Source organism: Belnapia sp., from assembly GCF_059504005.1.
In genome coordinates this window covers 1-13116 of the sequence record NZ_JCACHU010000004.1, presented here as the reverse complement: position 1 = coordinate 13116, position 13116 = coordinate 1, and the positions used below count along the sequence as shown (strand labels likewise).

General features: G+C 63.9%; 13 protein-coding genes. 9 read left to right on the top strand and 4 right to left on the bottom strand.

The genetic code is table 11. The annotated features are described in order from the left end of the window. Positions 1–264, top strand: a 264-nt coding sequence (locus AC5JJ1_RS00605) for a hypothetical protein (RefSeq protein WP_495783178.1), incomplete at its 5' end; no start/stop codon positions are given. 1996 nt (positions 265–2260) lie between these two features. Further along, entirely contained in the window at positions 2261–3883 is a 1623-nt protein-coding gene (locus tag AC5JJ1_RS00600; protein WP_495783177.1) for a class I adenylate-forming enzyme family protein, read from the top strand. 1164 nt (positions 3884–5047) lie between these two features. Here AC5JJ1_RS00600 and AC5JJ1_RS00595 read toward each other — a convergent pair. Beyond that, positions 5048–5386 (bottom strand): hypothetical protein, encoded by a 339-nt coding sequence (locus tag AC5JJ1_RS00595; protein ID WP_495783176.1) that lies wholly within the window; start codon positions 5384–5386, stop codon positions 5048–5050. A gap of 35 nt (positions 5387–5421) precedes the next feature. On the opposite strand from AC5JJ1_RS00595, the gene AC5JJ1_RS00590 reads away from it, so the two are divergent. Continuing rightward, a complete protein-coding gene (locus AC5JJ1_RS00590) occupies positions 5422–6324 on the top strand; it encodes a sensor histidine kinase (protein WP_495783175.1) in 903 nt (300 codons plus the stop codon). Between the two features lie 269 nt (positions 6325–6593). Here AC5JJ1_RS00590 and AC5JJ1_RS00585 read toward each other — a convergent pair whose 3' ends face one another. Further along, positions 6594–6809, bottom strand: a complete 216-nt coding sequence (locus tag AC5JJ1_RS00585) for a hypothetical protein (RefSeq protein WP_495783174.1) — start codon at positions 6807–6809, stop codon at positions 6594–6596. A gap of 423 nt (positions 6810–7232) precedes the next feature. On the opposite strand from AC5JJ1_RS00585, the gene AC5JJ1_RS00580 reads away from it, so the two are divergent. The 5 genes from AC5JJ1_RS00580 to lpxD all read left to right on the top strand — a co-directional run bounded on the left by AC5JJ1_RS00580 (position 7233) and on the right by lpxD (position 11037). Further along, on the top strand, positions 7233–7529 hold the full coding sequence (locus AC5JJ1_RS00580; protein ID WP_495783173.1) for a hypothetical protein: 297 nt from the start codon (positions 7233–7235) through the stop codon (positions 7527–7529). A gap of 95 nt (positions 7530–7624) precedes the next feature. After that, a complete protein-coding gene (locus AC5JJ1_RS00575) occupies positions 7625–7987 on the top strand; it encodes a hypothetical protein (RefSeq protein ID WP_495783172.1) in 363 nt (120 codons plus the stop codon). Next, entirely contained in the window at positions 7978–8592 is a 615-nt protein-coding gene (locus AC5JJ1_RS00570; protein ID WP_495783171.1) for a LysE family translocator, read from the top strand. Before AC5JJ1_RS00575 ends, AC5JJ1_RS00570 begins: the two co-directional genes overlap by 10 nt. A gap of 683 nt (positions 8593–9275) precedes the next feature. Beyond that, positions 9276–9686, top strand: a complete 411-nt coding sequence (locus AC5JJ1_RS00565; RefSeq protein ID WP_495783170.1) for a hypothetical protein — start codon at positions 9276–9278, stop codon at positions 9684–9686. 334 nt (positions 9687–10020) lie between these two features. Further along, positions 10021–11037, top strand: a complete 1017-nt coding sequence (gene lpxD, locus AC5JJ1_RS00560) for a UDP-3-O-(3-hydroxymyristoyl)glucosamine N-acyltransferase (RefSeq protein WP_495783169.1) — start codon at positions 10021–10023, stop codon at positions 11035–11037. 48 nt (positions 11038–11085) lie between these two features. Here lpxD and AC5JJ1_RS00555 read toward each other — a convergent pair whose 3' ends face one another. After that, positions 11086–11289, bottom strand: coding sequence for a cold-shock protein (locus tag AC5JJ1_RS00555; RefSeq protein WP_495783168.1), 204 nt, complete (start codon positions 11287–11289; stop codon positions 11086–11088). An 86-nt stretch (positions 11290–11375) separates the two neighbouring features. Continuing rightward, on the bottom strand, positions 11376–11981 hold the full coding sequence (locus AC5JJ1_RS00550) for a hypothetical protein (protein WP_495783167.1): 606 nt from the start codon (positions 11979–11981) through the stop codon (positions 11376–11378). Positions 11982–12301: 320 nt separating this feature from the next. Between AC5JJ1_RS00550 and AC5JJ1_RS00545 the strand changes: the two genes are divergently transcribed. Further along, positions 12302–13116 (top strand): class I SAM-dependent methyltransferase (locus AC5JJ1_RS00545; protein WP_495783166.1); only part of this gene is annotated, 815 nt, incomplete at its 3' end.

Sequence of the window (13116 nt, the reverse complement as noted above, 5' to 3'; positions counted from 1 at the left end):
CCGGATCGCACATCCCAACCGGATAGGGAAACCTCTGTCTCGGTCAGAACACTAGCTTTTCCTCACCGGTTCGAACTTGCGAAAGGGTCATGGCTCAGCGAGTTGCCTGATTTTGTTCGGCGGAGCCACATGGAGGGACTGTGCGCACTCCATCTCCTTCCGTTCGACGATGCGGAAGCCGACATGTGCCGGATGGTATTCCGCTATCTCGTCTGTTTCACTCACCAGACCGATGCGGCGATGTTCCGCCTATGGTTCGAGTGAAAATTGTAGCAAGGGGCGAGAACGCATCGCCATTCCGTTCGGCTGTAGCCGCTCGACCCACCGGCTCAGGAGTCCTCACAACACAATAAATAGGCGCATCATTAGGAGGACCAAGATGCGCTGCATTATCACCGTTGGCACCCAAGACCCCCACCGCGAGTGCGTGCGCAGTGACGCGGAGTTTTGGCTGCCCCACTACGCACGGTACGGATGGCGCGTGCGAGAGAGGCAGGACTACGATGAGCGACAAATCCTGATCTTCGAATTCGACGACCCAAGCGACGCCTGGGCATTCTATACACGCGCCGAAGTCGCTGAGCGACGCGGGCGCCTCGACTGATGCGCGCGTGGGAATTCATCACCCGTTCCATGCCTATTATGGGTGAGACCGAGGTAGTGACCGTGAAGCGGGCGTGCCACAACGGGGTGCCTAAGCGCGCAGCCAGTGAACACGCCACGCGTGTGCGGCAGGCCGTAGGCAGCAAGAGCCCCCGGAAGGCGACCGAGCCCGACGGAACATCCCGTCAGCCATGACGGCCCGGCGCAAGATGATCGAGGCGGCCGCGTTTCAAGGTGAGGTCATCGCGGCGCTGCGCGCGGCGGGGAACATCCGCTCGGCAGAAAGGCTTCAACGGTGCATGGATGTTAGGCTTGCACGCCAGCGTAACTCGGGCTGGCCCTGGACTTGCCGATCCTCTGGATGCGCTTGGTGCCGCGTGTCGCTGATCAGGCGGTGGTGGATGGGGCTGACGCGGTGGGTCGTGGACGACGGTGCACCAGTGAGCCTCGTTGTCCTGCCGCTCCATCATCCGCCCAATGGGTTTCGTGGCGCGACCGTTCGGCTCCGGCGCGCCCTCAGGGACGTGAGGGACCGCACAACGCGGCGATCTCTGCGCTGGCGCGTGGTGGCAATCACTGGAATGGTGGGGGCAGACGGTACCGCGATGGTGCTGGTGCGCCATCCACACATTCCCCGCGCGGAGGTTGCCGAAATCCTCGGTAGGCGGTGGCCCGAAGCTATCATTGGCGAGGTCGCCGCTGTGTTGCCGAACTCGGAGTTCACCGTCGAGGATGCCGTAGAATTCGCCCGCCTGCGTCGTGGAATCGAGCCACTTCGCGTCATTGTCCTCCCTCAGCGGAGTTCAGGCTCTCCTCCCGGTCAAGAGATGGGTGGCTCCTCATTAACCGGCTCTGAACCCATGCCGGTGCTGTTCTGATTCCTGAGCCGCCGAGACTACCCATCCGGCGAATGGCGGCTCACCGCACTCTCGACACCACAGTTGGTGGTGCAAGCCAACGACATGCAGCCGGGTGTCGCGGCCGACCAACGCCGCAAGTTCCGCCCGGCTGTAGGTCCGCACCCGGCGGTCACACCTCAGTCGTACGGCTTCGTCCGGGGCAAGGTTGGCGATCGAAAGGTGAAGCTCGTGTCGATGGTAGGGTTAGAAGTAGAACATTTTGCTGGTCGGGGCCAAGCACCACCCTGTCGGGGTATGCCCTTGGCCTCAACCTCAACTCTAGCGCCTCGCCGCGTGCAGGAAGGCAGGCGGGCCGCCCGGAGGAAGGACTCCGGCACACCCTTGGTGAGGCGCAGATGCTCCTTGCGCATCACGGCGGCCATGCTGAATGCGGCTCCCGATTGGGTCTGGCAGACCGTGCGTGGCAGCAGTAGACCACCCTGGGGGCCGCCGTAATCTCGCAGCGCAGTGCGCCGCACTGGCAGCCGCCGGTCTGGTGAAAGGTTATCGCGGCCTCTCCGAGTTAGGCGCGCCTGTCCAAATTTGCGCCGTCCAGGCCCGGTGCGGCGTTCACCCTGCCGCGAGTAGTTCGAGGGCATAGGCCGTACTCCCTCCGCGCCAAGGGATCACGGGGCAAGGCCGCCGCTTTGTTGACTGTTCCGCCTTCGGAGGAGCAGCCTTTCACACCCGGTCAACGAGCCGGGATCGGCAGAGCCGCGCGGCCGTCCCTTGCAGGGCAACGTGGCTGGGAGAACGCCATGCCCCACGACACCAGCCGCTCTGGCACATTTGCGCCCGGAGAGGCCCAGGCGGACGGGTACCCCAAAAGCACCGCATCCCGCTCGCTGGGCAAGATGGTCGTCGGCAGCATACTGACGACGACCGCCCGCCGCTTCCCGGACCGGGAAGCTTTCCTCTGCGCCGGTACCAGACGGCGCTTCACCTTCCAGCAGACCAACGAGCGCTGTAATCGGCTCGCGCACGCCCTGCTGGGTTTGGGTCTCCGCAAGCCAGACGTTGTGGCCTTCCTGTGCAACAACCGCGCCGAAATGGTCGAAATCTACTTCGCCCTGGCCAAGACCGGGCTGGTTGGCATCCCGCTCAACTATCGCCTTGCTGTGCCCGAGGTTGTCGAACTGATGCGGGCCATGCATGCAAGTGCCTTGCTGTATTCCGACCGCTTCACCGCCGCGGCCACCGCAGTGCGCAACACGCTGCCCGAGGTGCGACACTTCGTCGCCGTCGGAGACGAGGCTTCGGCCCTTGGGCACCGGTACGAGGCGCTGCTCTTGACCGCTGCGGCAGGCGAGCCCGAGGGCGAGGTCGAGGAGCACGACCGGTACTACTTCAACCTTACCTCGGGCACTACGGGGGTGCCGAAGTCCTACCTCCTGACGCACTACAACAATGCGGCGATGAGTCCGAACTTCGAGGTGTTCGAGCCATCTCGCCGCGATGTCATCCTGACTGCCTTCCCGGCATTCGGGCGCATCGGCTTCGGCTGGATGGCAACATCAGTGGGGTATGGCGCACGAAACGTCCTGCTGGACTTCACGCCAGCCGAGGCATTGCGCATCATAGAGGCGGAGCGCGTGACGCTCGTCAATCTGGCACCTACCATGGCCGCGATGATGCTGGCCGAGCCGAGCCTGCCCACGCGCGATCTCCGCTCGTTACGCACCATCATCTTCGCGGGTGCGGCGCTGCCCGCGCCTTTGCGCGAGCGTGTGGCCGCGGCGATGTGCCCGCGGATTTCCGAATACTACGGCATGCAGGAAACCGGAGTGTTGACCGCCAGCACCCCCGAGGAGCGGGTCCGGCGGCCAGACTCCGTAGGGCTGCCGACCTGCTTCGCCGAGGTCCGGATCGAACTCCCGGACGGCAGGCAGGCCGCGCCAGGGGAATTGGGCGAAATCCTCGGCCGCTCCCCGAACACGACCACCTCCTACTTCGACAACCCTGGCAAGACGGCGGAGACCTTCCGCGGTGGCTGGGTTCACACGGGCGACCTCGGGTTCATGGATGAGGAGGGCTTCCTGTACATCCGTGGGCGCCTCAAGGACCTGATCATCACTGGCGGACAGAACGTGCATGCCGCCGAAGTGGAGGAGGCTATTCTGCGCCTGCCCGGAGTGGCGGAATGCGCTGTGTTCGGCCTACCCGACGAACTCTGGGGTGAGCGTGTAGCTGCCGTGGTCGTGACGCAGGGGACGGAGGTGCCATCGGCCGAGGTGATAGAGGCAGCGTGCCGTGAGCATCTGGCGGGCTTCAAGATGCCTCGGACCATGTTCTTGCAAGAGGAACCATTGCCGCGCACGCCAACCGGTAAAGTGCAGAAGTTTGTACTGGTGCAGCGCCACGGCGAGCAACAGCATCGCTGAGGTCTAGCTGGTGATCGGACCGCATCTGTCATCAACCACAGCTTCATCTCGCACCGGGGCAGGTGCCCAGCCCGATATTTTGCCGGTTGAGGGCAGGTCGCATCAAGGATGACTGTGCGTGTATGACCGATCGATGCAGTAGTGATTGAACGCGATGCTCAAGCCGGACACCGGCACGTATCCGCTCACAGGGGGAGGACAATGGGCATGCCTATCTATCCACAGATATGCGCATGACGAAGCCCTTCCTTTCAGTCGGAACTGAGGCCCCAGCGGCCCATGATTCGCCTGCCCGGTGCGGCAGCCCGCTCACGGCAGAGCACGCGTCCTGACGGCCAGGAATACCTCCAATGGATAAGCCGACGCCCACCGTCCCGCCGCCTAGGCCCGATAACCTGAGCGGCGCTCTAAGGCGGAACATCCAAGCGTTAGAGGATCGCCGCAGACAGGAAGCCGCCTCCGCTCCGAAGGAGGCGAGCATCGCCGAGGTGATCACCCGCTTCACCGGGAGCATGCCGACCCCGAGATCAGTGAGATCAAGAAGGACGTAGCCCCGGAAGCAGTACTTGACGAGATTGAGACCAAACAAGCCTCGAAGTAGCTGCCTGCTAGTTGCCGAGTTCATCCGCTTTTCGAGGTGCTCGGCTCCCGGCGACGCTCCGCTGGGGGTAATGAAAGGACGCGTCCGACCGAACAGCCGGTGCGCTGGTCTGCCGTGGCGACAGGTTGCCCGAAGTGGCAATTGTGAAGTTTGGAAATCGAAGGACCCGAAGCCGTTCAGACGACGACGGGTCCTTGGAGGTGCGCTTCCGTCCCTGCCAGCCCGATCGCCCTCTTACGCGAAGCGTATAGGCTGGGACAGACGGTGCTGTTTGGGCGTGACCCCCGCCAGCACCGGCCATCGCCGAACGCCGCGTCCGATTTCCTGACCGGGTTTGGTGGCGCTAGGCCACACTGAGGTGAGGGTGCGTGACTCTGGTTGCAAGCCCCTTCTACCGACACTTGCCTGACGCTCCCGTTCGGGTTCGCCGTCGGCGCGGTCTTGGTAGTCGCGCATCGAGAGCCCCCGGCGGGGTGGTGCGTAGAAGGGACCCGAGGCACGCTCTCCGCGTGGCGAGTAGCGAACCGCGCGGATTGCCGCCTCGGCATCAGCGCGGGTGGAGATCAGGGGAAAGCAAAACCCCGGTGGCGCCAAGGTCGAGCGGCGCCTTGGCGTGACAAGGCATCGTACACTCCACCCGCGGACTCGGCTGCGGTGGCGAGGATGACATGGCTAGGGTCGAGGGTCAGCACCTTGTCCATAGCATCGACCATGGTTGCGCGCATGTTCGCCAACTGGTGCGCGAACTGTGCGTCGTTCCGGGTTGGCGCGTTTGGGATGCGGAAGCCGCGCACGTGGTTGGTGACACCGGGTGAGCGCATGGCATCGTACTCGGGCTGGACTGAGGTGTTCGTCGAGGGGACGAGGACACCGAACTTCATACGCCAGCCGAGCGTGGCCATGATCTCCGTTTCCCTGTCGTCCGGGTCGTTTGGGAATGCCAGTGACCCTGTGGCTGGGGACGACGCCACGTGGGTTCAGCCCATGCGGCCTCTGCCTCGACAAGGGCGCAACTATCCTCGTCGCTCGCCCGGCGCGCGTGTTCCGCTATTTCGAGGCGGCTGAACCGGAGATCGTCGAGGGACTGATCGTGCCAGTGCGCGACATAGACGGCTCGCCGCTCGGCACACTGTGGGTCATCCACCATGACGAGCGGGGGCAGTTTGACGGCGAGGACGCGCGCGTAATGGAGGACTTGGCGGTCCAGTTGACGCTCGCGCTTCAGCTTCAACGGAACGCGGCGACGCAGGAGGTCCACCATCGGGTCAAGAACACACTGGCAGCCACCGCTGGGGTGCTGCGGCTTCAAGCCAGTGCGGTGCCGTCCCCGGAGGCGCGCGCCGCTTTGGAGGAAGCGCTGGGCCGTCTAGGGGTGTTCGCCTCAGTCCACGAACTCCTCTATCGGGCGGCGACTAACGCCAGGGTGGTCGAGATGGCGGCGTTGCTCGACCGCCTCGTGGACGCGCAGAGGCAATCAGCCTTCTGCGCCGATGGCCGCATCCGGCTCCGAGTGGCGGCCGATCCCAGCATCTCGCTCCCCCTTAACGCGGCTGTGCCGCTCGCGCTTATCGCCAACGAGGCGGTCACCAACGCCTGCAAGCACGCCTTTCCGGCCGGTCGATCGGGCGAGATCGTGGTCCGGCTGGAACGGCTCCCAGACAGCGCGTTCACTCTGATCGTGCAAGACGACGACGTTGGCCTGCCCGCCCAGGCACGTGAGGGCAGCCTGGGGTTCAAGCTCATCCATGCCTTCGCGCGGCAGGTCGGCGCCGCGCCCACCACCTCGGCCGACCACGGGACCACAATCGCGCTGACGCTGCCCGCGGCTCGCCCGCGCTAGCGGAGTAGCCGAAGAACCGAGCCGCGTTGCGCCGTTCAATGCCTTACGACCAGCACGACGAGTGCCAGCGGAATGCAGCGGAGCGCGGACATGAACAACATCATCTACATCGTGGGCCTTGTGGTCGTCATTGTCGCAGTCCTGTCTTTTTTCGGGTTGCGGTAAACGCGAAGGCGGCGATCTGCACCTAGTCGTGCTCCTGCCGCCACTCCCGGCTTCCCTGGCGGGCCAAGTCTGGCGAGACAGTTGGTCCGTGATACGGTCTCGGTTTACCAGGGAGACCACTTGCCCCAGCGTAGAAGCGTCAGGAAGAAGGCGAGCGCTGCCAGCGTCAGCAGGACCACCGCGACGCGAGGCGAGAGAGACGCCCGAAAGGCGATGGCGCAGACGGCCAGGGCCGTGGCGAGCGCGAACGTGATTCCTTGGATTTCCGTCATCGCCCCTGCAATCTCCGGAACGGCAGCGCGGCTGGTGGTGTGGGTCACCGAAGCAGGCCATCCTGCTGACTAGGCTAGGGGAGAAACAGTCGGGACGCCCACCGTGATGCGGTTCTTCGCGCGGGAGGGCCGCACCCGGTTGCAGCGCGACGGAGGCGACGGGCGGCATGGTACCAGCACTGGACCTCGTGCTGACTGGCATCGCCCCGGAGCCAAGTAAAGCGAACATCTAGCTCTGGACATAGGCGATCAGTCGCCGCGGCCAATTCATTCCCCCGCGTTCCCCATGACGGACTGAACCGTCTCACACGGTCGCAGTTCGGGCGCACATAATTGTCGAAACCAAATACGTGCGTCAGGGCGGAAAATTCAGCGCGTAAATTCATTACAGCCGAAATGACAAATGAGTGCTGGTCCGTTTCGCAGATGCTCACCTAGTGTCTCTATGCAGCCCATGGCGGAGGGCCACGGATGGTAGGCATACCGGACGACCTGTTCCGCCATCTGCTAGGCTCCCTGGCCTGCGGTCTCGTTCTTTGCACCTTCGCTATGACTTCGATGCGTGCGCTGAGGATGGTCGCTCTAGCCAGCAACGTTAGCTTTATCGGTTACGCATGGATGATGGGGCTCTGGCCCATCCTTGCTCTGCACTCCATCTTGCTGCCGCTCAATGCAGTTCGGCTATTGCAGATCGAGGTGCAGCGGCGGCGCGTCGCATTGGCTGCATTCCGGCTCCATCCGGAGGCGGCCTTCACCAAGCACACATGAGCGCCGCAGTACCGTAAAGGGGAAAGTGAGCCCTAGACGGTGTTTCTCAGCGGCGCATCTCCGCCGCTGATGCGAAAGCCGCAGCGCTTCAATCTGTGGCCTCCACCAAGTTTTCGCTCGCAAAACTCCACTCGGAGAAAAAACCCGCTCAGTCGAAAAAACAGGGAGGAATAAACGTCATGGCCCGATTGGTGCTGATTGTTCCCGTCATCCTGTTGGCCGCAGCGGGCGAGCCTCCACGCCAGACATCGCCTAACTCATCGCCCGACGGTCTGACGGGAGCCGAAGCGCCCGCTGCCTCCATTTCATCTGACAACTTTGACGTTGGCATGCCGGGTTTCTCGTCGCCTACGTGCTCACCGATTTACGGCGAGCAGCTTGCAGCGGTCGGCCCCGCGCAGAATGATCCAGAGAAGAACAACTACGCGAGGGTGATTGTCGGCGAAGCGTGCCAGTAGACTTTGATCGGCTGGCGGCTTTCGCTGCCGGTTACCTCGTCATACTGGCAACGCCGGGACCCAACCTCATCGCCGTCAGTGGTGTGGCAGCGCTGCATGGATTGCGAGGCGTCTTTCCGCTGTGCCTTGGGATATCAATGGGGGCCGGGGCGCTGGGCGCCACTCTCGTAGTTGCCATTACGGTAGCTCCGGAGAACGGAGAGTGGCACAGGGCGAGCCGCCTTATCGGCGCCGCCCTGCTTGTATGGCTGGCTTACTCGATTGCAAGGCAACCGGCGCCAAGCGATGGTGCGCCTGCTCGCCTCAGCAAGGGCGACGGCCTCACAGCGTTCGGCGCGGGGTTCTTTACAGCACTCACCAACCCACTGACGGCCACTTTTTTCACCGCCCAGTTTCTTGGACCACTGCGCGACCACGAGGCGACAGTTGCGCTGGCGCCGCTCGCCATCGTGGCGGTTGCCCTGACCTTCTTCCTTTGCGTCTCCGCCCTTCTCGCCAGAGCAGCCTGCCGAGCCACTGTCCTTGCGTGGCACCGACCCATCTGCCTTTCAGCGGCAACAATGCTCGTGTTGATGGCGCTCGCTGCTGTCAAGATAGCGTTCTAACCTCACGGTTGCCTCAGTTTGCGCATAGATGCACAGCACGACGATCACGGCTGTGTACCCTTGGTTACTAGAAGTACGGGTGAGCCAGAGCGCGCCCGGATCGCCCTCCACAGGCAACCGCGTAAACCGGCAGCCAGCGGCCAACCTCGGCCACGTGTGTCGGTTTGAATCGGCACGCCTGAGACGGCTTTGTCGGTAGAGGCTGGAAAAGCCCCTGTTCCGATGCCCGGCCTCCGAGGGGTAACTCCGGGCCGAGCAGCGATCGCGGCCGTGAGTGGCAGCTAGTATGGCCGCCTTGCGCACGACCACCGTCGATGATGATGGCGTCCACTGCCGTATCGGCGATGGCCCGCAGTCGGGTGGCACTCTCCGCCACCGCAGCCTCCGTCACCTTGCGTTCCGTGATGTCGGGCAAAATGCCCATGGGGGAGCGCACTCCTCGGCACGGCGCCGTTCGGCGATGGTCAGGTCGAGCGCCGCCTGCGAGCCGTCCTTGCGCTTCCCCTCAACGGCACCTGCGCCTTGTCACCGCGCTCCGCACCGGAACGACACCGGAGAGGCTTCGTTCACCCAAGTGGGGCAACGGTCGCTTCCTGCGAGTAAGCCGCAGGGTGGCGGGGGTGAAACCGACGCCCAGGTATTTAAGCCTCGGACGGGGCGGCTTTGGCGGACGAGGGACGACCATGGTGGACCAAAGCGGCCTGCTGGTCAGGGAGTACGAGGCGATCAACACCCACTTGCGGGGCAACATCGGGCAGTTCGTCAACTGGTTCAGCTTCTTCCTGACTGCCAGCCTCGTGGCCCTCGCCGCCTTCCTCGCCGTCGGCGATCGCTGGCCCGACGTGCGACTTGTGCGGTTGCGCTACGTGGTGCCGGGAGTGTTCCTGTTTCTGCACGTGTTGGCCTTCGTCGGCATCTTGATCTTTCGCCGCTACATCGCCGCCGCGAGCAGGCGCGTCGAGGAGATCATCGCCGAGGCTGGGGAGGCGGGCCGGTCCCCGATCCCGGTCGGCTTCTGCAAGTGGATGACCAACCTCATGGCTGCGGGATTTCTGGTCTCCTACTTCGCATGGCTCTTGGCCCTGTTCGTCTAGCGGGCTGCAGCACCCACCACGGGCCGCGGCCGTGCTCCGGGTGGCAGTGGAAAGGGGTGGGAGGGGTATAGGTCGAAGGTAAGGACCTGCGGCGCCAGACCGGCACTCAGCACCACCCACGTGCCGAGGACGGTGCTGTGCATCAGTGCATCAGTGCCGAGACGGCGGGGTCGGTGCCACTGAGCATGGCCGCATGCACTTCCTGTCATCCTATTGCCGGACCCTGCCAGGGCTCTTGCCCAGATAACAGGGATCATTCCGGCCGCAGCGGTGGGGTGCCAGGAGCGCGGGAGCGGGGTATCTCACTCACCAACATGGGGGAGAAACAGCCGGGATGACGATTGGTGATACGCGCTTCTTTGCGCGGACCGGGCCGCACGCGCTCGCTGCGGTGGCCGAAGCGGCTGGCGGCACCGCAGCCGAAGCCGATCTCCTGCTAACCGGCGTTGCCCCGCTTCATGCTGCGGGACCCAACGAGGTGAGCTTTCTCGATAACCGGCGGTATGCTGCTGCACTGGAAGGCACCTCGGCCGGTGCGGTGATCGTCCATCCCGAGATGCTGGCACGAGTGCCTGCGGGGACGGTGCCAATCGTCACCACCGAACCCTACGCGGGCTGGGCGCGGGTTGCTGCCCTGTTCTACCCCAATCCGCCTGTGCGCCCTGGCGTACATCCGACGGCATTCGTCGCTGAGGGGGCACGCATCGACCCCTCGGCCGAAATCGGGCCATTTGCGCTCGTCGAAGCCGGGGCAGAGGTCGGCCCTCGCTGCCGCATCGGTCCCTACGCGGCTATTGGCGAGAGTGTGGTGCTCGGCCCCGACTGCCGGGCTGGCGCACACGCCAGCCTCAGCCATGCGCTGCTGGGCGCGCGGGTCTATGTCTACCCTGGCGCGCGCATCGGCCAGGAGGGGTTCGGTTTCGCCTCCACCACCTCCGGCTTTCTCTCCGTCCCGCATCTCGGACGCGTGGTCCTTGGCGACGACGTGGAGGTTGGCGCGAACAGCAACATTGACCGGGGCTCGACCGGCGACACCGTGATCGGCGCCGGGTCGCGCCTCGATAACCTCGTCCAGATCGGGCACAACGTCCGCCTCGGGCGGTGCTGCGTCGTCGTGGCGCAGGTCGGCATCGCGGGGTCGGCGGTGATCGAGGATTTCGTACAGGTCGGTGGCCAAGCGGCCATCGCCGGGCACATCCGCATCGGCAAGGGGGCGCGGATCGGTGCACAGGCGGGTGTGATGTCCGATGTGGTTCCCGGCGCGGCGTTGGTCGGCAGCCCCGCCCAGCCGCGTCAGGAGTTCTTTCGACAGGTAGCCGCCTTGAAGCGGATGGCGCGCGACCAGCGGTGAGGAGGCTCAGCGGGCGGCGACCGTCGCCAGTATCGTTATAGCCCTGCCTCAGGCCAGCTTGAGGTTCGCCGCCGCCTGCTTCCCACGCTCAGTCACCACCTCGTAGGTGACCCTCTGCCCTTCATCGAGGCCCCTCAACCCCGCAGCTTGCACGGCAGTGATGTGGACGAACACATCCTGGCCGCCGCCCTCGGGCTGGATGAAGCCGAAGCCCTTTTGCATGTTGAACCACTTCACGGTGCCGACTGCCATTGGCTGTTCTCCTTACCCCAAAGCCGACGATGATGCGGCGACGCGGAGCGGGCAAGCGTCGCCGCTGCTGTCTTGCGTGCCGGTAATTAAGCCATCGCCAGCACGGCGGTCTGTCCCGAGGCCGCGACCCGAGCGGCAACGTGCGGCTGGTGCTTGTGCATGATAGCCAGAGCGGCTTCGTGCGCAGCAATGGCGTGCTCGCGGGTATCGTAGAACGTGACAGACGCCCCACGCGTCTGGTCGTCGGCGGAGCGCTGGAAATATCCTCCTCGGAAACCGGGGAGCTTTTGGATAGCAGCCAGTGTCTCCTCAATGACCGGCCGTAAGATTGCTACGGGGGGCAGATTCTCCGTTTTCCTCACCATGCAGTAGAGGGACTGGCCTTGCCCACCGCTTTGTGGTGCCACGAGGGCATGCGGACCGACCTCACCATGAAAACGCTCGGTCGGTTCGCCGAGCCCGGAGAGGTTAGCCATCACCCATTCTCGAATCTTGTCGCGGCTGTTAGCCGCCGCGGTGGCATTCTCCCAGAAGGAGACGGAGACGATATCACCCTGTTCACTGCCCAAGGCCGCATAACCCAGAAAGCCCTGCTGATCTTTAAGCAACGGGACGAGGCCCCGCTGGGCTTTTGGTGCTGCTTCCGCGGTCATGCCCGCAGCGCCAGCGTAGCGGCTGATCATGATGTGCATTTTTGCCCCTCCCTGTTGTCCTGAGGAACAAGGAATGCTGCTCGCCGCGTGCTGCGCGGGTCAACGGCGATGAGAATGGTAGAGCAGTTCGGATGGCCTACTGCGGTACACAGCGCCGTGTCAGACGGAAGCCGCGAACATGCTCGTTCCACAACGCTCGCGTGTGCCGTTTCGGATGCAGTTCCCGCGTGCATAAGCCGTGAGTGGATCGCTAGAGTTTCGCTACGGAGGAACAGCGTCAAGAGGCCGACGCCTCACCAAGGCGATCCGCACGTTGCGCAACTCCACGTAGTTACTCGTGATGCATCGCGGAGGCAGCTATGTCGGAAGAAACGCATGCGCCAGCACCACGCGCGATCGACAACGCCAAGCTACATCAGTTTGTTGGCAAGATGCTTGGGGACCTTGGGGGCGCAGCGAGTGTGCCGCTGGTCCGGATGGGCGATGCCTTAGGTCTATATCGGATTTTGCACACACGCGGTCCCATGACCTGTGCCCAACTCGCTCAGCAAGCAAAGGTCCACGAGCGCTACCTTCTTGAATGGCTCTCGCACCAAGCCGCATCCGACTACCTCGCCTACGACCCTGGCAGCGGCCAGTTCAGCCTGCCACCTGAACAGGCCATGGTGTTCGCTGTCGAGGACAGCCCCGTCTATATGATGGGAGCCTTCGACCTGATGGCGGCGCAGACCGAGATACAGCCGAAAGTACAGGAGAGATTCAAGAACGGTGGCGGCTTCGCATGGGGGGATCAGGCGTCGTGCCTGTTTTGCGCAACAGCGAGGTTCTTCCGCCCCGGCTACCAAAACAACCTCTTGTCTCAGTGGCTCCCCGCGCTCGACGGGGTGGTCGCCAAGCTAGAAGCGGGTGCTGACGTGGCCGATGTGGGATGCGGTCACGGTTGGTCCACCGTCCTAATGGCTCAGGCGTTCCCGAATTCCCGCTTCGTTGGCTATGACTACCATGAAGGTTCCATTGCAGACGCTCGGAAGCATGCCGAGGCGCATGGCGTGGCGGGCAACACCCGGTTCGAAGTTGCCACCGCCAAGGAAATTCCAGACGCGGCTTTCGACCTCGTGGCTTTTTTTCTAGGTTGGCAAAGTTGGCTGGCAGGCAACCTGTTCCAGTTGGGCCA